The 21952-nt window shown below is 49.9% G+C and carries 23 protein-coding genes; 15 read left to right on the top strand and 8 right to left on the bottom strand.

Going from position 1 to position 21952, the window contains the following annotated elements; all coding sequences use genetic code 11:
- The first annotated feature begins 3 nt into the window (after positions 1 to 3).
- The 11 genes from kdsC to yjgA all read left to right on the top strand — a co-directional run bounded on the left by kdsC (position 4) and on the right by yjgA (position 8273).
- Positions 4 to 525, top strand: a complete 522-nt coding sequence (gene kdsC, locus GVJ32_RS05775) for a 3-deoxy-manno-octulosonate-8-phosphatase KdsC (RefSeq protein ID WP_159239090.1) — start codon at positions 4 to 6, stop codon at positions 523 to 525.
- 2 nt (positions 526 to 527) lie between these two features.
- On the top strand, positions 528 to 1097 hold the full coding sequence (gene lptC / locus GVJ32_RS05770; protein ID WP_159239089.1) for an LPS export ABC transporter periplasmic protein LptC: 570 nt from the start codon (positions 528 to 530) through the stop codon (positions 1095 to 1097).
- Entirely contained in the window at positions 1084 to 1683 is a 600-nt protein-coding gene (gene lptA, locus GVJ32_RS05765; RefSeq protein ID WP_159239088.1) for a lipopolysaccharide transport periplasmic protein LptA, read from the top strand. The genes lptC and lptA overlap by 14 nt, the downstream gene beginning before the upstream one ends.
- Before the next feature lie 2 nt (positions 1684 to 1685).
- Positions 1686 to 2411 carry an LPS export ABC transporter ATP-binding protein gene (gene lptB, locus GVJ32_RS05760; protein ID WP_159239087.1) on the top strand — a complete coding sequence of 242 codons (726 nt, stop codon included), beginning with the start codon at positions 1686 to 1688 and terminating at the stop codon, positions 2409 to 2411.
- 144 nt (positions 2412 to 2555) lie between these two features.
- On the top strand, positions 2556 to 4046 hold the full coding sequence (locus GVJ32_RS05755; RefSeq protein WP_159239086.1) for an RNA polymerase factor sigma-54: 1491 nt from the start codon (positions 2556 to 2558) through the stop codon (positions 4044 to 4046).
- Positions 4047 to 4308: 262 nt separating this feature from the next.
- Positions 4309 to 4596, top strand: coding sequence for a ribosome hibernation-promoting factor, HPF/YfiA family (gene hpf, locus GVJ32_RS05750; RefSeq protein ID WP_103683591.1), 288 nt, complete (start codon positions 4309 to 4311; stop codon positions 4594 to 4596).
- A 38-nt stretch (positions 4597 to 4634) separates the two neighbouring features.
- Positions 4635 to 5084 (top strand): PTS sugar transporter subunit IIA, encoded by a 450-nt coding sequence (locus GVJ32_RS05745; RefSeq protein ID WP_159239085.1) that lies wholly within the window; start codon positions 4635 to 4637, stop codon positions 5082 to 5084.
- A 1-nt stretch (position 5085) separates the two neighbouring features.
- Positions 5086 to 5940: an RNase adapter RapZ gene (rapZ, locus tag GVJ32_RS05740; protein ID WP_159239084.1), complete on the top strand. Its 855-nt coding sequence runs from the start codon at positions 5086 to 5088 to the stop codon at positions 5938 to 5940.
- A 10-nt stretch (positions 5941 to 5950) separates the two neighbouring features.
- Complete coding sequence (locus GVJ32_RS05735; RefSeq protein WP_123182752.1) at positions 5951 to 6220, top strand: HPr family phosphocarrier protein; 270 nt, start codon at positions 5951 to 5953, stop codon at positions 6218 to 6220.
- A gap of 120 nt (positions 6221 to 6340) precedes the next feature.
- Positions 6341 to 7699, top strand: a complete 1359-nt coding sequence (gene mgtE, locus GVJ32_RS05730) for a magnesium transporter (RefSeq protein ID WP_159239083.1) — start codon at positions 6341 to 6343, stop codon at positions 7697 to 7699.
- 64 nt (positions 7700 to 7763) lie between these two features.
- Positions 7764 to 8273, top strand: coding sequence for a ribosome biogenesis factor YjgA (gene yjgA, locus GVJ32_RS05725; RefSeq protein WP_159239082.1), 510 nt, complete (start codon positions 7764 to 7766; stop codon positions 8271 to 8273).
- A gap of 10 nt (positions 8274 to 8283) precedes the next feature.
- On the opposite strand, the gene GVJ32_RS05720 is transcribed toward yjgA, so the two are convergent.
- From GVJ32_RS05720 to GVJ32_RS05690, 7 genes are all read right to left on the bottom strand, one after another.
- On the bottom strand, positions 8284 to 9105 hold the full coding sequence (locus GVJ32_RS05720) for a carbon-nitrogen hydrolase family protein (RefSeq protein WP_159239081.1): 822 nt from the start codon (positions 9103 to 9105) through the stop codon (positions 8284 to 8286).
- A 30-nt stretch (positions 9106 to 9135) separates the two neighbouring features.
- Entirely contained in the window at positions 9136 to 12984 is a 3849-nt protein-coding gene (locus tag GVJ32_RS05715) for a YhdP family protein (protein ID WP_159239080.1), read from the bottom strand.
- A 32-nt stretch (positions 12985 to 13016) separates the two neighbouring features.
- Positions 13017 to 14480: a ribonuclease G gene (gene rng / locus GVJ32_RS05710; protein WP_159239079.1), complete on the bottom strand. Its 1464-nt coding sequence runs from the start codon at positions 14478 to 14480 to the stop codon at positions 13017 to 13019.
- The gene (locus tag GVJ32_RS05705) at positions 14473 to 15063 is read right to left on the bottom strand and encodes a Maf family protein (RefSeq protein ID WP_200841348.1); all 591 of its coding nucleotides are present in this window, start codon (positions 15061 to 15063) and stop codon (positions 14473 to 14475) included. Before GVJ32_RS05705 ends, rng begins: the two co-directional genes overlap by 8 nt.
- A gap of 2 nt (positions 15064 to 15065) precedes the next feature.
- On the bottom strand, positions 15066 to 15551 hold the full coding sequence (gene mreD, locus GVJ32_RS05700; protein ID WP_159239078.1) for a rod shape-determining protein MreD: 486 nt from the start codon (positions 15549 to 15551) through the stop codon (positions 15066 to 15068).
- Between the two features lie 3 nt (positions 15552 to 15554).
- Entirely contained in the window at positions 15555 to 16346 is a 792-nt protein-coding gene (mreC, locus tag GVJ32_RS05695) for a rod shape-determining protein MreC (RefSeq protein WP_286187602.1), read from the bottom strand.
- A 75-nt stretch (positions 16347 to 16421) separates the two neighbouring features.
- Positions 16422 to 17459: a rod shape-determining protein gene (locus GVJ32_RS05690; protein ID WP_103683580.1), complete on the bottom strand. Its 1038-nt coding sequence runs from the start codon at positions 17457 to 17459 to the stop codon at positions 16422 to 16424.
- A gap of 259 nt (positions 17460 to 17718) precedes the next feature.
- Between GVJ32_RS05690 and gatC the strand changes: the two genes are divergently transcribed.
- From gatC to GVJ32_RS05670, 4 genes are all read left to right on the top strand, one after another.
- A complete protein-coding gene (gatC, locus tag GVJ32_RS05685; RefSeq protein WP_159239077.1) occupies positions 17719 to 18006 on the top strand; it encodes an Asp-tRNA(Asn)/Glu-tRNA(Gln) amidotransferase subunit GatC in 288 nt (95 codons plus the stop codon).
- Between the two features lie 80 nt (positions 18007 to 18086).
- A complete protein-coding gene (gene gatA / locus GVJ32_RS05680) occupies positions 18087 to 19541 on the top strand; it encodes an Asp-tRNA(Asn)/Glu-tRNA(Gln) amidotransferase subunit GatA (RefSeq protein WP_159239076.1) in 1455 nt (484 codons plus the stop codon).
- A gap of 11 nt (positions 19542 to 19552) precedes the next feature.
- Positions 19553 to 21001, top strand: a complete 1449-nt coding sequence (gene gatB / locus GVJ32_RS05675; RefSeq protein ID WP_159239075.1) for an Asp-tRNA(Asn)/Glu-tRNA(Gln) amidotransferase subunit GatB — start codon at positions 19553 to 19555, stop codon at positions 20999 to 21001.
- A gap of 33 nt (positions 21002 to 21034) precedes the next feature.
- A complete protein-coding gene (locus GVJ32_RS05670) occupies positions 21035 to 21325 on the top strand; it encodes a PA4642 family protein (protein WP_159239074.1) in 291 nt (96 codons plus the stop codon).
- A gap of 18 nt (positions 21326 to 21343) precedes the next feature.
- Here GVJ32_RS05670 and smrA read toward each other — a convergent pair whose 3' ends face one another.
- On the bottom strand, positions 21344 to 21925 hold the full coding sequence (gene smrA / locus GVJ32_RS05665; protein WP_159239073.1) for a DNA endonuclease SmrA: 582 nt from the start codon (positions 21923 to 21925) through the stop codon (positions 21344 to 21346).
- Between the last annotated feature and the right edge of the window lie 27 nt (positions 21926 to 21952).

The following is a 21952-nucleotide window of genomic DNA, read 5'->3' as shown; positions in this document are numbered from 1 at the left end:
TAAATGCAAAGTGTTATCGAAAAAGCAAAACCCATCAAACTACTAGCAATGGACGTGGACGGCGTTTTAACCGACGGCAGTCTCTATTTTGGCAATAGCGGCGAAGAAATTAAAGCCTTCAGCATTCTCGACGGCCTTGGAATAAAACTATTACGCGACGCTGGTATTAAACCCGCCATCATCACCGGACGAAGCTCAGAGTTAGTAAAACGTCGTGCCGCTGAGCTAAAAATCGAACTAATCTACCAAGGCCGCGAAGATAAACTGGTCGCCCTTGAAGAGCTGCGCAAGGATCTTGGAATCAGCTTTGAAGAAATCGCCTATGTTGGCGACGACCTTCCCGACCTATCCGCCATCCGTCAAGCGGGCTTAGGCATCACCGTCGCCAATGGCCATTACTATGTTGCTCGACACGCCGACTGGCAAACCAAAGCCGCCGGCGGCCACGGCGCAGTTAGAGAGATATGCGAACTGATACTGAAAGCGCAGGGCAAACTAAACGACGCCTTGGAGCAGTTCCTATAGTTATGAAAGGCTTTAATTTTTTCACACTACTTTCAGTCCTATCGGCTATTACCGCTCTCGCTGGCACCGTGGTCTACTTGACCCAATACAGCGAGAGCGGCAAGCTCAGTATTACTGATCAATTTGAAGCCATTCCCGACGCCGACTCCCACCTCACCAACGTTACTGGCTTAAAATACAGCGTCAACGGCGACATAGCCTATCAATGGCGCGCAAAAAGTGCCGAGCGACTAATTTCAAATGGCTCTATCACTTTAAAAGAACCATTCTATGTTGGTAATATCGCCGAACAGCGCCCGTGGACGGCAAGCGCTTTAAAGGGGCGACTCTCCCAAGACGGCGAACAATTAGTACTCACAGACACCGTTCTTATAAAAGATCTTATTCGCCAAGCAGAAATAAGCACCGAAGCACTTAATATTAATCTTGAAAATAGCGAGGTAAGTACTCCCTTGGCACTTACCCTCAAATTACGCAGCGGCACAACACACTCGACGGGCATGCAAGCCAGCCTGAAAGATGAGCGTGTTGAACTGCTAAATCAGGTAAAAGGCCGCTATGAACCTTACTAAGGCCGCACTCTGTGCTGTGCTATTCCTCAGTGTGAGCCAGCTTGCGCTCAGTCTGCCCGACGACCGTAAAAAAGCGATCAACTTAAGCTCAGATCGCGCAGTTTACGAGAGAAATCAAGGCATCTATATTGGCAACGTGAATATGAGCCAAGGCTCACTAAAAATTCGCGCCGACAAACTCACCATTGTAGAGTCTGACCGCAAAGTGCAAAAAGTCATTGCGGAAGGCACCCCCGCCTATTTTGAACAACAGCCCCGTGCCGACGAAGGCGTGGTAATTGCCAGCGCACAACGTATTGAATACAGCCTGCAACAAGAAGAAATTTTGCTGCAAAGAAATGCGTCTATCACCCACCAAGGCTCAAAAATTTCCGGCGACCGAGTGGTCTATAGCGGCCGCAAACAAACAGTAGTGGCCGACGGCGGCAGTAATGAAAAAGACAATCGAGTAAAAATGACCCTGCAGCCTCAAGCAATACCGGACGAAATCCAAACCCCAGCGGAAGACAACAACACTGCTGCCGGCACCCCTACGCCAGACGGCACCAATGCTGAAAGTACCTCGACTGCAGAGGAAACTAACTAGCCATGCCAGTGCTACAAGCAAAAAACCTCGCGAAAGCTTATAAGGGCCGCGAAATCATCAAGGATGTGTCGCTCACGATTAGTAGCGGCGAAATCGTTGGCCTGCTAGGCCCTAACGGCGCGGGCAAAACCACCTGTTTTTACATGATTGTTGGCATTGTAAACGCCGATCGCGGCACTATTCAGCTCGATGACCGCGACCTTACTAGACAGTCCATTCAAGGGCGCGCAAAACACGGCGTAGGCTACCTGCCACAGGAAGCCTCTATTTTTCGCAAACTCAGTGTTGCCGACAACATCATGGCGATACTTGAAACCCGCCGCGACCTCAATCGCAGCCAGCGCAAAGATAAATTAGAAGCACTACTACAAGAATTTCATATTACCCACATTCGTAAATCTCAAGGCATGGCATTATCTGGCGGTGAGCGGCGGCGAGTAGAAATTGCCCGCGCGCTGGCGACCGAACCCAGCTTTATTCTGCTAGATGAGCCCTTTGCGGGCGTTGACCCAATATCAGTGAACGATATCCAAAACATCGTCAGGCACCTGCAAGCACGGGGAATTGGCGTATTAATCACCGACCATAATGTGCGTGAAACCCTCGATATTTGCGACAAAGCCTACATCGTTGGTGAAGGCCGCATTGTGGCAGAGGGCAACGCCGAAACCGTGCTCAACAACCAGGTTGTCCGCGATATTTACTTAGGCGACAAATTCACTTTATAAGTATAGTTCCGTACAAATGAATCGGCACAGGTATTGCTGGGAATCCGTGTCGCGACTACACTGACATAGAGGCATACACAGTGCCGGTAGAACAAAACACCGTTCGCGTTACCACTTAATTTCATGTTGTAGAAGCCACTGCCTATGAAACAATCGCTACAGCTCAAAGTCGGCCAAAGCCTGACAATGACACCCCAGCTGCAACAGGCGATTCGTTTATTACAACTGTCTACTTTAGATCTTCAGCAAGAAATTCAATCTGCCCTAGACTCTAACCCACTTTTAGAAATTAGCGACGAAGACGGCGACATTGAGGTTAATACTGAACCCACCTCAGCCGAACCCCAAAAGCCTGAAAAAGCCAGCGACAGCGAAGTAGAAGCCCCGCAGCCAGAAGCTGATACCGAATGGGCCGAGCGCAGCGACATCCCCGAAGACTTACCCGTCGACAGTCAGTGGGACGATGTATTTCAAACCAGTGGCAGCGGCTCAGGTAGCGGCTCCTCCGGAGAGGATAACGACTACAACAACGATTACCGCCATTCCAGCTCAGATTCATTACAAGATCATCTACGCTGGCAGCTCAACCTAAGCCGCCTATCTGATATTGACCAAATGATTGCCGCGGCCATTATTGACGCTATCGATGAAAAAGGTCGCCTTACCGTCAGCGCCGAAGAGCTAGTCGAAAGCTTTGACAACGAAGCCATCGAGATCGAAGAGTTCAACGCGGTATTGCACCTCATTCAACAATTCGACCCACCAGGAGTCGGCGGTAGAGATTTACAAGAATGTCTACTCATCCAGCTCAAACAACTGCCGCGCAACACGCCCTACGTTGACGAAGCCTGTGTAGTAGTTAGCCAATATATGGCGCAATTGGGTAATCGCGACTACAACCAAATTATGCGCCGCTGCCGCTTAAAAGAAGAACAGCTGCGCGACATTCTAAAACTGATCCAGTCACTAGACCCCACCCCCGGCAATGCCATTGGCAGCGACGACACCGAATACGTTGTACCAGACGTTTTCGTAAGCAAAAAAGACGGCCGCTGGCTGGTGGAGCTCAACCCCGACATCGCCCCCAAAATTCAAATCAATGCGCAATACGCATCGATGGCGCGTCAAAGCAGCAATAGCAGTGACAACGACTATATTCGCGACAACCTCCAAGAAGCGCGCTGGTTCATCAAAAGTCTAATCAGCCGCAACGAAACACTAATGAAGGTCGCGACCAAAATTGTCGAATACCAGCGCGGCTTCCTAGAATATGGCGAAGAGGCAATGAAGCCGCTGGTTCTACATGACATAGCCGAAGCCGTTGGCATGCACGAGTCGACTATTTCGCGGGTCACCACCCAAAAATATATGCACACCCCCCGTGGAATATTTGAACTTAAGTTCTTCTTTTCCAGTCATGTATCTACAGACACCGGCGGGGAGTGTTCAAGCACCGCCATACGTGCATTGATTAAAAAACTGGTTGCGGCGGAAAACCCTCGCAAACCATTAAGCGACAGTAAAATCACCGACTTATTGGGCGAGCAAGGAATACAGGTTGCACGCCGCACCATAGCGAAATACAGAGAATCACTGGTTATTCCGCCCTCAAATGAGCGGAAACGACTAGTATAAAGAGATGTATACACGAGCCGGAATTTTGTTCTCTGGCGCTCAAAAGTGCACAGCCACTACCGCTCACTAGATACGAGTGACCAGCGGGAAAGGTAAATGAGGTAATTTATGCTTATAAATGACCGACTGAGTGTGCTTTGGATGTTGCCAGATGGCGAATGAACAATCGTGTATTGATCTCACAATGCGGCGACCCAAAGGTCACCGCTAGTAGCGACTCGCCGTGAGGCGCCAGCATTTTTTAGCGATGAAGGAGCAATATATGCAGATTACTGTAAGTGGTCATCACGTAGACGTTACCCCCGCCCTCCGCGATTATGTAAACAACAAGCTCACAAAACTACAGCGACATTTTGACAACATCACCAATACTGACGTGACCCTGACGGTTGAAAAACTCGTTCAAAAAGCCGAGGCTACCGTACACGTTGCCGGCGCGGATTTATTTGCAACCTGCGAATCCGAAGACATGTATGCGGCAATCGACAGCCTGACAGATAAACTTGACCGCCAATTAATTAAACACAAAGAAAAATCGCTGGGCCGCTAAGGCCCCATGATTTCAACAGAAGTTAACTAGTAACTATCATGACACTTGAATCAATACTCACTACCGGACGCACCGAATACGGTGCGTCCGTCACCAGTAAAAAACGCTTACTCGAATACATTGCCGCGGGTATTTCCGCAGACAAATCCGAATTTGACGCTGACGAGTTATTTAATGAATTACTCGCCCGTGAACGTTTAGGCAGCACCGGCATTGGCCACGGCGTCGCCATTCCGCACTGCCGCAGCAGCCGCTGCACCAGCATTACCGGCATGTTACTCAAACTTGATGAAGCCATTGACTTTGAAGCCATCGACGACGAACCCGTCGATCTAATCTTTGCCCTTATTGTTCCCGCCGAAGCCCACGACGAGCACTTAAAAGTGCTTGGCGCGCTTGCCACTGCATTTAATGAAGACGACTTCCGCAACAAGCTGCGCCATGCCAACGACACAGAAACACTGTTTAAACTCGCGACAGCAAGCTGATATGAACCTCATCATTCTAAGCGGTCGCTCAGGTTCCGGCAAAAGTACGGCCCTTCACCAATTAGAAGATGAGGGCTTTTACGCCATTGACAATCTGCCGGTATCACTACTTCCAGAACTGGTCAGAGAACTATCGCAAAGCCCCTTAAAAGTTCATCAACAAGTTGCCGTGTGCATAGACGCCCGCAACTCCCAAGACGAACTCGCCCGCTTTAAATCACTGTGCGAAGAAGTTAAAAAACACGCCCAGTTACGCATTGTTTTTTTAGATGCCGGCGATGACAAACTCATCAAACGATTCAGCGAAACCCGCCGCCGCCATCCACTCACCACAGATTCACTACCGCTGGCCGACGCCATAAAACTTGAGTCGATCTTGCTCGAACCTATTGTTGTAGAAGCCTCGCTGGCAATAGACAGCAGCGACATGACCGTACACGAATTACGCGCGGCTATCCGCGACCGTATCCTCGGTGTGGACGCCAGCAAACTGGCTGTGCAATTAAAATCCTTTGGGTTTAAGCGTGGACTACCCATCGACGCAGACCTAGTTTACGACCTACGCATGTTACCTAATCCACACTGGAACGAAGAGCTACGCGCACTCACAGGACAAGATTTAGCGGTGCAAAATTACTTAGGCAGTCAAGATGACGTCACCTTAATGCACAATGACATCCTACAATATTTGCAACATTGGCTACCTAAAATTGAAGCGAGTAACCGCAGCTATTTCACCATAGCCATTGGTTGCACAGGTGGTCAACATCGCTCAGTATATATGGCTGAAACGCTTGCCAAGACCCTACGTAAGACCTACCCAGATCTTCAAGTTCGCCATCGCGAACTACACTAGAGTATCCACGATGGTCGAATCCAATATAATAATCATTAATAAACTCGGCTTACACGCCCGCGCAGCAGCCAAATTAGTCGCCACCGCCGGCGCCTTTGGCGCTAGTGTTCAAGTCGGCGTTGGCGACAAATCTGTCGACGGCAAAAGTATTATGGCTGTTATGATGCTAGCCGCTAGCAAAGGCACTGAACTTACTGTGCGCTGCGATGGCGAAGATGAACAAGCCGCGCTTACGGCGGTGCTCGATATTATTTCTCAGCGTTTCGGTGAAGCTGAATAATAAGCGTAATATGACTTATTTATGCTTGTAGCCAAGTACTGTGGATTGTTGCAGACAGCACTTTAAAGGATAATTAACCCAGACTTTCTTTCCACCTAATGGCTCAGGCTAGGGATAGGTATGGCCCAGACTGCTGACAAGCTTCAAACCGAGAGCCAACTCAAAACCCTAAATGACGCCTTGGGTTCTGGGGGCTTCCTGCAAATCCGTCGTATGCTGAACGGTTTGCCCCCTGCTGACGCTGCCCACTTAATAGAATCTACACCGCACAAAATCCGTAGCGTGCTGTGGCAGCTCATCGACATTGAGAATGAAGGGGACATTCTCCAACATCTAAACGATGAAGTTCAAAGTCAATTCCTCCGCCAAATGGACGCGGAGGAAGTCGCGACCATTACCGAAGGTCTGGAAGCGGATGATATTGCGGATATTCTCCAGCAGCTGCCTGACCGAGTCATTCGCGAAGTTCTCGACTCAATGGATCACCAGGATCGGATTCGGGTAGAGCACGTTCTATCTTATGACGAGGACAGTGCCGGCGGTTTGATGAACACCGACACCATCACCGTTCGGCCGAATATCACCCTCGACGTTGCGCTCCGCTATTTGCGCCGTCACGAACAACTGCCAGAAATGACCGACAGCCTATTGGTGGTTAACCGTAACGATCAATACATCGGCGTGTTGTCGCTGCGTAAGCTTTTGGTATCTGACCCCAGCGTTACCGTTCGCGAAATCATGGACACCGAAGTCGAGCCCATTCCCGCGCGTATGTCCTCGCGAGAAGTCGCCACGCTCTTCGCAAGACATGACTGGGTATCGGCCCCCGTCGTCGACGAAAACAGCTTGCTGCTAGGCCGCATTACCATCGATGACGTCGTCGACGTTATCCGCGAAGAATCTGACCACTCATTAATGAGCATGGCAGGCTTGGACGAAGACGAAGACACCTTCGCCGCCGTGCTAACCACCGCGCCGCGCCGTGCCGTGTGGCTCGGCATTAATTTACTCACCGCCTTTATCGCCTCGGCAGTGATTAATTTATTTGAAGGCACCATCGAAAAAGTCGTTGCCCTCGCCGTATTAATGCCCATTGTGGCGAGCATGGGCGGCGTCGCCGGCACTCAAACCCTCACCGTGGTCATTCGCGGTATGGCCCTCGGCCACATTAGTCGTGACAATAGTCGCTGGTTAATTAATCGGGAAATGGCGGTTGGCGCCATTAACGGCGTGGTTTGGGCGGTAATTGTTGCCGGCGCAACCACACTGTGGTTTGACGACCCCTTGATGGGCGGTATTATTGGCGCGGCAATTATCATTAATTTACTGACTGCGGCACTCGCTGGCGCAGTATTGCCACTGGCAATGAAGTCCTTAAACATTGATCCTGCATTGGCAGGCGGTGTTGTGCTTACTACGGTAACTGACGTAATTGGTTTCTTATCATTTCTCGGACTTGCCAGCTATTTTTACGGCTAGAGCGTTTTTAACATTCGTATCGCAGCTGAAAACAACACTATTAGATAACTAAACGGATCCCAACGTGACCGAGCCAGAACAAGAACGCCCAAGTAAAACCGCTGTAAAAAAGGAAATGCAGGCCCTGCAAAACCTCGGCGAGCAATTGGTAAAACTCAGCAATAATGAGTTAGCAAAAATCCCTATTCATGACGAGCATTTAAGCGAAGCCCTTACCACCGCAAGGCGATTAACGAGCCGCGAAGCGCTGCGTCGCCAATTGCAATATATTGGTAAACTAATGCGCGGCATTGATTTAACAGAAATAGAAGCGGGATTAGCAAAGCGGGATGAAGGGCAGCGCGAACTCGCTAGAGCCTTTCATCGACTAGAAGAATTACGAGATGACATTGTTGAACAAGGTCTACCAGGAATTGAAAAGGTAGTTACTCAATTTCCTGACGCTGATCGTCAACGCCTACGAACACTGATATTACAAGTAGGTAAAGATGCCAAAGCAAACAAGCCGCCCGCAGCCAAGCGCAAATTATTCCAATATTTAAAAGAACTGCAGGAACATCAGCCAAAAGAATGAAATTTGCAGTTTATAATCGGCGATGCTGGGCAACCGGCATCCGCCGCCGCAAGGCACGCTGTTCCTCTTGATCGTAGCTGGCTACAACACAAGCCTCTCCCAAGCCCGCTTCCGCTAACACCCGCCCCCAACTATCGATAACTACTGAACCACCCGAAGTTTGGCGCTTAGCATCATGGACACCGCCCTGATTTGCCGCCACCACCAAGCATTGATTTTCTATCGCACGCGCACGCAATAGTGGCAGCCAATGGGCCCAGCCAGTATTACGTGTAAACGCAGACGGCAATACAATAATATCAGCCTCAAGTTCGAGCATACGACGAAACATTTCAGGAAAACGTAAATCGTAGCAAATCCCAACACCTATACGCCCTACCGCCGAGTCAACGACAACAACCTCATCCCCTGGGGCATAACTGTCAGACTCCCGATAACTACCTTGAGCATCGCCAACGTCGGCATCGAATAAATGAATTTTCCGGTATTGGCCAAGACTGACGCCGTCGCCGCTGTGAATAAATGACGTCGCATAAACGCGGCCATCTTCAGCAGGAAGCGGAATAGTGCCACCAACCAACACAACTTTATATTGAGTAGCTAAGCCCGCAAGAAAGCTCTGCAGCTCACCACACGCCTCTTCGGCGGCGGCCAAAGCAAAAATTTCTTTGCTGCCAAACAAGGCAAAGTTTTCTGGTAGCACTACCAGTTGTGCGCCATGTTCTGCCGCCTCGGCTACCAAGGCTTCAGCACGCTGCAAATTCGTATTCAATTGATTCGTCGACACCATTTGCAGAGCGGCAACTTTGATTGGCAAAAGCGATTTAGACATAAGCCCTCCGTGCCCTCACGTAGACCGCCTTCATTCAACATGCTCAATTTTGGCATCCGTCGGCGCGGGCAAATCTTCACTATCCACATCAAAAATCTTTTTAAACGTTAATTCTGGTTGCTGGATAGTTCCAGAGATATCGTAGACCGCGCTGGAGAAGCTATCGACTTGCTCCTCGAACACCTTACTTACCACATAAGCACCTGCGGCGGCGGGCAGGCCGCCCACCAGCGCAGCAACCCACGGCAAATTACTGCCTACCGGCAAAGTTGCAACTAAACGTAGTGCCGGCACGTCAGTATTAAGATCAATATTCCCAGTCATTTGGAAACGACTAGACGGTCCTTTGATATCTAAAGGTTCCTGCAATCTAACAATGCCGTCATGTATATTTAGATTGCCGCGCATAGAATCAAAGTAAATTCCCTTACTGAATACATCACGGAAGTCGAATTTCAATCGCCGAATAACATTCGCCATATTAAAAATACTAAATACCCGCAAGGCGCCGCTGGCAGCATCAGAGCTTTTTAAAAAGCGGCCATCATCAAAACCAAATTCCAATTCACCGTCGCTTTCTAAGATATTCCATTGGCTTGGCGAGCCATCCCAATGCATATCAACACTAAAATCACCGCGTCTTGTTTCCATCACTTTAGGATAGCCAAGCCCCGTTAACACCGCGCCCAAATCCTGAACCCCAAACTTACCCTTCAGCCTAGAGGTTTGGTTTCCGGCATCATCTCTAAGCCAGTGCAAGCTGCTTGCGCCATCATCCTGAGCCAATGCAATGCCACGCAACTCGCCACGCACGTCATTGAAGTGCGCGCCAAATTTATCTGTTCGCAGATCAAACCCCACACTACCCCAATATTCTCCACCAACTGTCAGCGCATCGATATCAACATCAACATCCATGAATGTGCGGGGATCAACGCCAACCGTCGCACTCGCTTGCCCCTCACTAAAAGACGGTAAAACCAATTTTTCTAGTGTGAAAGAGGCTTTAGCTTGGGAATTATTGCGGGGAAAAACCAAATCTCCGGCAAGCTGGTGACTGTCTATTCGTAAGCGCCAACGCTCATAATTTTCAGTCAATGTAAGCCGAACATTTTGTAAAAGATGATCAAAAATATCGACATCGCCAATGTACAAATCATTAACCGCCAAAACGATACCAGCGCTGCTACCCGCTTGAGTGTTTGCCATATATTGATCTGCAATTCTCTGCCATTTCTCAAACGTCGCAAAGTCTACACGCCCATCAACATTAAATTGACCCAATAATGGCCTCGGTAGTACTGCGGGCTTATCACCGCTAGCAAGTCGTAAATGCGCGCCAAACACCTCCCCCTCACTAATACCCAAACTCAAGGCCAATTGATCTGCTAAAGTTAAGCGCAGCAACTGCTCATCGCCCCCCAAGGGCATTGTGATAGTTAATTGGCGCGCAGACTCAGCGGGCTTATAAAACGGTTGCGGCAGTGAAATGCTTACGCCCTGCAGCGCAGATGTCACCCTCAGATTCGGTGTTTCGCCACCAGCTTGAATATGCAGTTTAATCGCACTACTGCCGCTAAAGAACTGCAGCACAGGGTTACGCAGCCACTGTTCAACATTCCTAGCGGCAACATTAGTGGCGATATCAATATCCACCTGACGACCATTCTGGCGAATAGTCGTAAACAGAGGCTGTTCAAATACCTTAGCCTGCAAACTATTACTGCTAAGCCCACTAACGGTTTCATAATGGATATGTCCACTGACATCACTCAACGCTAAACGATAATCAGGCAAGCCCAGCGTTGGAAAATCAATATCGGCATCGACTTTCACCTTGGGTATGCGCTCACCGGCAAACAGTAAATACAAGCCGAAGTCTACCGTCGCTTTTCCGTCCCCAGTCCATGAATCAAAGGTATTTCCAATATAGCCGTGTAAGGGGGTGTCTATCAGTAAACTCTTCACCTGCGAGAATATCGGCTTAGCACTAGTTGCAACCTTAAGGGCAAAATCGCCCTTGGAGTTTGGTACAACATTCACTTCAAGCGGCCCTAAAGCCAGACCATTTAAACTGGCGGCGTCTGATATCGCCGTCACTTCTGCATTATTAATTAACACCGAAGCGTTTTTTGCTTTTACCGCCGGCCAATCCTTCAGAAAACGTAATTCAACATTAACGAGGTCCAAATCCAACTGCACGGAGGGACGTTGTTCCGCATGGGCTAACAGTGATCCGTGGTAGATAAAGCCAACATCGCTAGCGCGACCGTCTCGGATGCTGTCTGCCAGCCAAGCATGGAGGTCATCACCTAATACTTTTGGTGTGTAGGCTTCATGATGGCTTGCGTCTACATTCTGCGCACCAATCATCAAGGTCATTGTTGGGTCTGGGCTGCCATCCTTATGTAGGGGCAAATCTAAGCGCAGCATTGCAGACATCGGCCTGTCAAAACTTTTAGCACTAATCAAGCCGCTGTACAGCCTTACACGCTGATCGTCGTATTCCCAGCGCAGCTCGGTTTTTACCGACTTTAGGGCAAAGGCATCGTCATACAGATGCGGGAAAGCCAGAGTTAATGCCTCGGAATCCACCAGTAATGTGCCGTGGTTAGGGCTGATTTCAAGGTATCCCGTTAGGCCCTCTGCCCCAGGTGCGCCCTGCCAAGCTTGCACACTCAGCTCTGAGGCTTCGGCCCTCAGCGCAAAGCTATCTATACCCTTTTCTCCGGTATAAAGATCGAACTGGATATGGTTTAAATACCCCTCAGGCGCCAAGTCCGTGAGTACATTCTGCAGGTGTTCAGGAAGAATATCGCTCTCGGTCAAAAGTGCATTCGTTGCACTGATCTCTAGCTGAGGCAAGGTAAATCGCCACAGTGTATTCTCGGGATGCCATACCGAAACCCCCGCCAAATCCAAATAATGATCTCGCCAGTGGGCATCAAATTCCGTAAAGCTAATACGCCAAGAACCGTCGCGATGGCTGCCGGCAAAACGCATATTCACGTCTTTAAGCAGAGCGTCTTCGGCTCCCCAGAGCACCCCAACTGCCAACTCCTCAGCACTGAGTACACCACTTAAACTAACGCGCTGACCACGACGCCAGCTCATCCACAACTCGCCGCTGACTTCGCTGTCAAACAACGGCGCACTTTGCTGAAACAGCGGCGCTATTGCCGACAAACGACTACCATCAATGATCATATAAGCATTGGCGCTAAATTTTTCTGCGTTGCGAGGATCGCCGTAGGACTCCAGCACCAATTGAATATCACCGTCGCTGTCGGTATTCAATTGTGCATATATGCGCCGAAACCTGTCGTCGCTGCGTAGCGAAAAGTCGCGGCTACTGATATGTGTAACATCGCCATTGGCATAATGAAGGTTAATCGCAAACAATCCCAGCGCTGCACTACGCACACCCAGCACGGAATTTATCAACATTTCAGGGTCGCCAGTGCTAGCGTCGCCAGCCATTAAACCTGCAACTTGCCAACCCCCTTCGCTGTTTTGCTCAAGGTCTACACTGAGTGTACCCACCTGAATTTGACGTATTTTTGGCGTGCCAGTCACTAACGACGAGAGCACATCGACTTCTATACGGGCATGATCAAGACGAACAGCGTCACCGCTGCCTAAGCGAAAATCAGTAACATCGATAACGGGAGACAAACCAGCCCAGCTACCCTGCACACTAGCCGCCTGCATGCTAACGCCAGTAAAACTTTCAAGCTGCTGAAAAATATCTTGCTGATAACGGTCGAGCAAACCAATGTACTGTCGCCCCAAGCTCGCGTACAAAGCCAAGACCACCAACACCACTAAGGCGATGCCCCAGAGCAGGGTATAAAGTTGGCGGATTGCTCGCACGAGCATTAGTGATCACCCACGATTACCGGCAACCAAGATCAAAGCAAAACGACATCATATTGCTCCTGCGTGTACACCGCTTCGACCTGAAAGCGAATACTCGCGCCAATAAACTCTTCAAGGTCGGCAACGTTTGCCGACTCTTCATCAAGCAAACGATCCACAACTTCCTGTGATGCCAAGACCAATAATCGCTTACTTTCGTATGCCCTAGACTCCCGCAGAATCTCTCTAAACACCTCATAACAGACCGTTTCAGGTGATTTCAATGAACCCCGACCATGGCAGTAGTGGCAGGTTTCACAAAGAATATGTTCAAGACTTTCGCGAGTGCGTTTGCGGGTCATTTCTACAAGCCCCAAATCAGACACACCCGTGATCGAGGTTTTTGCGTAGTCCTTTTCCATTGCGCGCTCCAGCGCACGCAAAACTTGGCGACGGTGCTCTGGATCTTTCATATCGATAAAATCGATAATAATAATGCCACCAAGATTACGCAGCCGCAGTTGACGAGCCAGCGAAGCAGCCGCTTCAAGGTTGGTTTTAAAAATGGTTTCTTCGAGATTACGATGCCCGACAAATGCACCAGTATTGATATCTATGGTACTCATCGCTTCGGTTTGATCAATAATCAAATAACCGCCAGACTTGAGTTCAACCTTGCGACCAAGGGCTTTTTGAATTTCGTCTTCTACACCGTAAAGATCAAATATCGGCCTCTCACCAGGATAATATTCAAGCTGCGAGCTAATCTCTGGTAGGTAATCCTCAGCAAACTGCGCCACGCGCTGAAAACTTTCTCGGGAATCGATACGAATTTTCTCTAAGCCCGGTCGCACCAGGTCCCGCATTGTTCGCATAAACAGCGGCAAATCTTCGTATATCACGCTCGGTGCGGTATCCCGCTTCATCCGGCGCTCTACTGCGCCCCACAAACGCTTTAAAAACTGGACGTCGGCACGCATTTCATCCTCACCGGCGCCTTCAGCAGCCGTGCGTAAGATATAACCGTCCCGCAATTCTTCATCGTCTTCGCGCGCCGCTGTTTCAAGCACATCGCGCAGTCGCTGACGCTCCTCCTCATCGTCGATACGATGAGAAACGCCAATATGCGCGGCACCAGGCATATAGACTAAATACCGAGACGACACCGACAAACGTGTTGTTAAGCGCGCACCCTTAGTACCCATTGGATCTTTACTAACTTGGACGGTTAGCAACTGGCCTTCGCGAATTTTGCTACGAATATCCGCATGTTCACCACTTTCATTATCTAGGCAGGCAATATCTGAGGCGTGAATAAAACTCGTGCGCTCTAAGCCGATGTCGACAAACGCCGCCTGCATACCAGGTAAAACTCGTACCACTTTGCCCTGATATATATTCCCAACAATACCGCGTGAACGACTACGCTCAATATAAACCTCTTGCAGCACGCCGTTTTCAACCACCGCAACACGGGTTTCTACCGGCGTAACATTGATTAATATCTCTTCACTCATTCGCAGGCTCTAATATTATTCCGGCTTTGCCCAGCAAAACCGCTGTTTCATATAAAGGCAAACCCATCACGCCAGAGTAGCTACCACTCAAGTGCTTTACAAAACACCCGGCCACACCTTGAATACCATAGGCACCAGCCTTATCGTCAGCGTCACCGCTAGCAATATAAGTATCTATTTGCTCTGGCGTTAATACGGCAAACTCCACCTCAGTGACATTGAGCTCCAGCGCAACACCTCCGCCACAAAAAACCGCGAGTGCAGTCATCACTTGATGGCTACGGCCACTAAGCCCCGCTAGCATTACCTTAGCATGTTGGCGATCTAAGGGCTTTCCCCAAATCTCACCATCAACTATCACCGACGTATCGGCGGCTAACACCACACGATCAGGAAATAGCCTAGCAACTGTCACAGCTTTTTCCGCCGCCATACGCTGAACGTAATCCACCGCCAGCTCATTCGGTTTCGGGGTTTCATCAATATCGGCCGGCACAATCTGGAATTCCACACCAATTTGCAGCAACAGTTCGGCACGACGCGGCGAACCTGAGGCCAGAACAATCATATTATTTCTGCTCATGCTTAGAAAACCACGAACAAACGCTGTAGCCAAGCCACTATCGGCCGAACTAACAACCAAAGTAGACCTGTCGTTAAGGCGGGGAGAAAAACGAGCCAATGGGTTTGCGCAACACCGTTAATGTTTTGCGCCCATTGATCAACCAATATATGGAATAGTTCGAGTAAGAATACAAACGCGGCCTGTTTTACAATGCTAAACATCCGCAAACGCTGGTAAGACACTTGAATAATATAGGCAATAACAGCGAGCGCGAAGGCATTTTGCCCCAAAACGGCACCCTGTAAAATATCCAGCAATATGCCGCAGCTCCAGCAAATAATTACGCCGACTCGCTCTGGCAGCATCAACAACCAATAAACTAGGATTAGCAATAAACAATCAGGCCTAGCCCAGGCAATACCTCCATCAAGAGGGGAGATACTTAGAATTAAAGCGACAAAGATTGTGACTACAACAAACCAAAGACCGTGCGCATGCGAATCCACGCGCTACTCCTCAATCTTCTGTTCACTGAAAACCAGTAAGACGTTGCGGCTGCGATCGAGCTGAGCCATTGGACGGGCACGAACCTCGGCAAACGGTTTGCCGGGGTCTATCGACACTTCGACGACTTCGCCCACCGGATAACCGCTCGGGAATCTGCCACCAAGCCCAGAGCTAACCAACAGGTCACCCACTTGGATATCGGTCGTGGCGGCAACATGCGTCAACGCCAGCTCGTCAATCAGGCCAGTGCCTTCTGCTATCGCTCGCAAACCATTTCGACTAACCCGAACTGGAAGTGCATGAGCGCTGTCGGTAATAAGCAATACGCGGCTTTGCAAGACGCCAACGTCTGTAATTTGACCGAGTAAGCCGTTCGCATCGATAACGGACTGCCCCAAAAAAGCACCGTCTCGACTCCCCTTGTCTACCAAGAGCTGGTGACGATTAGGATCCGACGCGACCGCAATTACCTCGGCCACAAGAACGGAGTCATTCACCCGCTCTCCAGAGTTCATCAACTCACGAAGACGTACGTTCTCTGCACGTAGCTCAATGTATTTTTGAAGTTTGGCATTAAGAATAAGAGACTCCGAACGCAGTCTCTCGTTTTCGGCCAGCAATTCGCTCCGACTATTCCAAGAGCCTTTAAACTGATCCGTCATACGGCTTGGAATATCAACAACCCAATAAAATGGGGCGGCAACAACTGACAATTGCGTTCGCAACGGCGCCATGAATTCAAGGCGCTGCCCAATCAATATCAACACCAGTGCAGCGCCACCTAAAATCAGCAGCCGACCACCTACAGACGATTCATTGGCGAATACCGGTTTAATTGCTGCGTCCTCCCTCCGCGGGGCGAATCATTATTACTCAGCAGACAATATATCAAGATGATGGCGATCCATCATCTCTAAGGCTTTACCACCGCCACGTGCAACACACGTTAATGGATCTTCAGCAATAATGACCGGAAGTGCACTTTCATCGGCAATTAATTGATCGATACCACGCAACAAGGCACCACCACCGGTCAACACGATCCCAGTCTCTGCAATATCGGCAGCTAATTCTGGAGGCGATTGTTCCAAAGCGCGCTTTACGCCCTGAATAATTACTTGCAGAGGTTCTTGTAGCGCTTCTAAGATCTCATCACTGTTTAAAGTGAAACGACGAGGAATACCTTCGGCCAAGTTACGGCCGCGCACATCAATTTCACGTAATTCACTACCTGGGTAGGCACAGCCAATTTCGGTTTTTATTCTTTCTGCCGTGGCATCACCAATCAAACTACCGTAGGTACGGCGCACATGAGTAACAATCGCTTCATCAAAGCGGTCGCCGCCAACACGCACAGAATCCGAATACACCACGCCGTTCAAAGAAATAATGGCGATTTCAGTAGTACCACCACCAATATCAACCACCATCGAACCAGAGGCTTCGTCGACGCGCAAACCCGCACCAATCGCCGCCGCCATAGGCTCTTCAATTAAACGTACTTCCCGTGCACCAGCACTAAGTACAGATTCACGAATTGCACGGCGCTCTACCTGAGTACTTTTACACGGCACACTCACGAGAACACGCGGGCTTGGACGAATAAAACTATTTTGATGAACAAGCTTAATAAAATGCTGAAGCATTTTTTCTGTCACTTGAAAGTCGGCAATAACGCCATCTTTCAAAGGCCTAATCGCAGTGATATTGCCTGGTGTACGGCCCAACATCCGTTTGGCCTCCATACCCACCGCTTCAATTGTTTTTTGACCGTTATGAACACGAATAGCCACCACCGAGGGCTCGTCGAGAACTATGCCTTGGCCACGCACATAAATAAGAGTATTTGCTGTTCCAAGATCGATTGAAAGATCATTGGAAAACATGCCGCGAATTCGTTTTAACATGTGTAATTTTCACCTTATACAGCCCAAATTTTGGGCAGGGGCCAGGCTGATCGGACCGGAAACGATTGCCGCCCAGCAACATCGCGAGGCCCTATTTTAAAAACTTTGCCACTCTATCAACGGCAGGGATTTAGGGCAAGGCGCAAATATGATAAGTTTAGCGGTTTACCGGCAACCTCATTGCAAATCCGACGCAGTCCTCATTTTGCGCAGCGGAAAATTGTCTGTGTTGCCATTAATCAATAGTAAAAGGGTGAGCATGAGCTTAGACCAAAACGACATTGCCAAGTTGGCGCGACTAGCGCGGATTAACATCGCCGAAACAGACACCGCCGAACTCAGCCAACGTATTGGCGACATTCTGAACATGGTCGACGCCATGCAAGCCGTAGACACGACCAATATTTTACCAATGGCAAATCCACATGACGCTGTACAGCGTCTGCGTGCCGACGAGGTTAACGAAACCAACCAACGCGAACACTTTCAAAAGATCGCACCTCAAACCGCCGACGGTTTGTATTTAGTACCTCAAGTAATTGAATAAAACGCTGCGGCTTGCTGCAAACAACGCACCACATTGACCGCCGCACCTTCATTCGGCAGACATAACGAGTAATCTGAACTATGCCCAATCACACGATTGCCGACATTCTTCGCGGACTAGAAGCAAAAACCTTTTCCAGCGAAGAAATTACCCAGCAGTACCTCGACGCCATTGCGAAACACGACAGCAACTACAACAGCTTTATTACGGTGACGGCGGAACAAGCCCTTACCCAGGCTCGCGCCGCCGATACAGCGCGCCAAAATGGCTCAGCTGGCGCACTATGTGGCGTACCTATCGCCCATAAAGATATTTTCTGTACCGAAGGTGTTCGCACCAGCTGCGCGTCAAAAATGCTGGACAATTTCATTGCGCCCTACAACGCCACTGTCGTTGACCGACTCGCCAATGCTGGCGTCGTGACCTTAGGTAAAACCAATCTCGACGAATTCGCCATGGGCTCGTCGAATGAAACCAGCTTTTACGGCGCAGTGCGCAACCCGTGGAATACCGACTGCGTACCCGGCGGCTCCTCTGGCGGTTCAGCGGCGGCAATAGCCGCAGGACTCGCGCCAGCAGCGACAGGCACCGACACCGGCGGCTCCATTCGCCAACCGGCAGCACTTTGCGGCCTCACGGGTTTAAAACCGACCTATGGACGTGTTTCACGCTACGGGATGATCGCCTTCGCCTCCAGCCTTGACCAAGGTGGGCCAATGGCGAAAACTGCCGAAGACAACGCGCTGCTACTTCAAGCAATGGCGGGATTCGACCACCGCGACAGCACCAGCATGGATCTGGCCGTACCCGACTATCGAGCTGGCCTGAACAAAGACCTGAGCGGATTAAAAATCGGCGTACCCAAAGAGTATTTTAGTGAAGGCTTAGACCCAGAAATTGCATCAGCAATAGAGGCGTCTTTAGATGAATACCGTAAAATGGGCGCAGAAATTAAATCTATCAGTCTGCCACACACCCATTTAGCGGTACCCTGCTATTATATTATTGCGCCCGCTGAAGCATCCGCTAATCTGTCACGTTTCGACGGCGTACGCTATGGATATCGCTGCGAAAACCCAAAAGATTTAGACGACCTATACACCCGCACCCGCGCCGAAGGTTTTGGCGAGGAAGTGAAACGCCGAATCTTGATCGGCACCTACGCACTCTCCTCAGGTTTTTACGATGCCTACTACCGCAAGGCCCAGCAAATTAGACGTTTAATTAAACAAGATTTTGACGAGGCCTTTAAAACCGTCGACATTATCGCCGGCCCCACCACCCCAAACCCCGCGTTTGCGCTGGGCGAGAAGGTCAGTGACCCGGTCACTATGTATCTTGAAGACATCTACACCATCGCTGTGAACTTGGCAGGGCTACCTGCCATTTCATTGCCCGCTGGCTTTACTAAAGGCAAACCGATTGGTTTGCAATTAATTGGCCGCGATTTTGACGAAACCACCCTGCTTGCCGCCGCGCATCAATACCAACAGCGCAGCGACTGGCACCAGCAAGCCGCTCCCGGCAGCGTATAAGGAAAGCGACTATGGAATGGGAAGTTGTAATTGGTCTGGAAATTCACGTCCAGCTCACCACCAAATCTAAAATTTTCTCTGGCTCAAGCACCGCCTTCGGCGCCGACGCCAACACCCAAGCCAGCGCCGTTGATCTGGCCATGCCTGGCACCTTGCCGGTACTAAACGAACAGGCGGTGAAAAAAGCCATCCTCTTTGGCCTAGCCATAGATGCTGACATTTGCCGCGATTCGGTCTTTGACCGTAAAAACTATTTCTACCCAGACCTGCCCAAGGGCTACCAAACAACGCAAATGGACTTCCCCATCGTTGGCGCGGGCATCGTAGAAATTACACTCAGCGACGGCAGCACCCGCAGTGTTCGCGTACACCATGCCCACTTAGAGGAAGACGCCGGTAAATCGCTACACGAAGATTATCAAGGTATGTCAGGCATTGACCTCAACCGCGCTGGCACACCCTTAATCGAAATCGTCTCTGAGCCAGACATGCGCAGCGCCGAAGAGGCCGTCGCGTATCTGCGAAAAATACATTCGATTGTGACCTACCTCGGTATTTCTGACGGCGACATGTCGCAGGGCTCACTGCGCTGCGACGCCAACGTGTCAATTCGCCCCAAAGGACAAGAGGAATACGGCACCCGCGCCGAGCTTAAAAACATTAACTCCTTCCGTTTTGTTGAACGCGCCATCAAAACCGAAGTGTTGCGTCAAATTGAATTAATCGAAGACGGCGGCAAAGTTAGACAAGAAACTCGCCTATACGACAGTGACAAAAACGAAACTCGACCCATGCGCAGCAAAGAAGAAGCCAACGATTATCGCTACTTCCCCTGCCCAGATTTATTGCCGGTGCACGTCGAACAATCTTTAATTAACGAACTAATGGCGCAAATGCCGGAGCTACCTGACGCAAAACGCCAGCGTTTTGAAACGGAATTTGGTTTATCTGCCTATGACGCAGCATTGTTAACCGGCGAGCGCCCCGTGGCCGACTACTTTGAAGCCGTAGCCAGCAGCGCCGGCGACGCCAAGCTCGCAGCCAACTGGGTAAACGGTGAACTCTCAGCCTCATTGAATCGCGAAAACCTAAGCATTACTGCCAGCCCCGTCACGGCAGAACAATTAGGCGGCTTAATTCAGCGAATCCGCGACAACAGCATTTCCGGTAAAATCGCCAAACAGGTTTTTGATGCACTCTGGAATCAAGAAGGCGACAGCGCCGATGCCATTATCGACAACAAGGGCTTAAAGCAAGTCTCTGACAGCGGCGCCATCGGCGCCATGGTAGATGAAGTGCTCGCCGCCAACCCAGAACAAGTTGAGCAGTTCCGAGGCGCCGACGAAGGCAAACGCAAAAAAATGTTAGGCTTTTTTGTCGGCCAAATTATGAAAGCCTCCAAAGGCCAAGCCAATCCCGGCGTGATCAACTCACTTTTAAACGAAAAGCTCGGCGGTTAAGCCCGCCAGCACCAGCAAGGTAGAAACAGCTTTATGAAAAAAGACAAAGAAAAGGTACTCGATGAAGTATGGACCGAATCACGCGTCCGCGAGTTTTTAGATTCCGAGCCAAAAGCCGGTACTAACCGGGACTTTCACGCGCTATTAAAAGCCTACCAAAGCATGCGCGCCGATGACTTCGAGCTCTTCATCGGCATGTTTTTGGAAGCTGGTCGCGATCTTAACGCCACCGACAAGGGTGGTCGCACAGTATTAAGTTACGCTAAAGAACACCGTAATTCTGGTGAGCACGTTGCCGCACTTGAAAGCAAAGGGGCGGCTTAAGCCCCTAGCTTAGCTAGCCTAAACACTGCGACCGCGCGCTAAGCGGTCGCGGTTCTCCTGCTTTTTCTTCTCACTTTTCCTCAGCATCACATACACTGCACCCGCACCACCGTGCTGGGGCTGCGCGCTACTAAAGCCTTGAATTTCTTCCATCTCTGGCAGCCAGCGGTTTACGTAAGATTTAATTACCGCGCCTTTAGATTCACTGTGATGGCCGCGCCCATGTACAATCATTACGGTACGCAAATCCGCCTTCATTGCCTCGCGAATAAATTCAAACACCTGCAAGCGCGCCTGTTCGACGGTCATATTATGTAAATCGAGCTGCGCTTCTATCGTGTATTTACCCTGTTTTAAACGCCGAAATACGCCATGCTGAACGCCTTCTCGGCGATATTCCAATACGTAATACGGGTCTAATAATTCGATGTCAGAGGTCGATAGAAAATTACGCACACCACTGATTGCCGTCGCAGCCGCGCGACGCGCTGCAATATTGACCGCATCGCCGGTATCTTTGCGAATAACAACCCGTCTTTCTATTTCAAGCGGTTTGACACCGGCCATCTCTTCAGCGAACAATCTATCATCGTCGCTCATGCTCACCTCCACCGGCGCTTAAGGAAT

Source organism: Zhongshania aliphaticivorans (assembly GCF_902705855.1).
GTDB classification, from domain to species: Bacteria; Pseudomonadota; Gammaproteobacteria; order Pseudomonadales; family Spongiibacteraceae; genus Spongiibacter; species Spongiibacter aliphaticivorans_B.
This window is presented reverse-complemented; position numbering and strand designations above follow the sequence as displayed.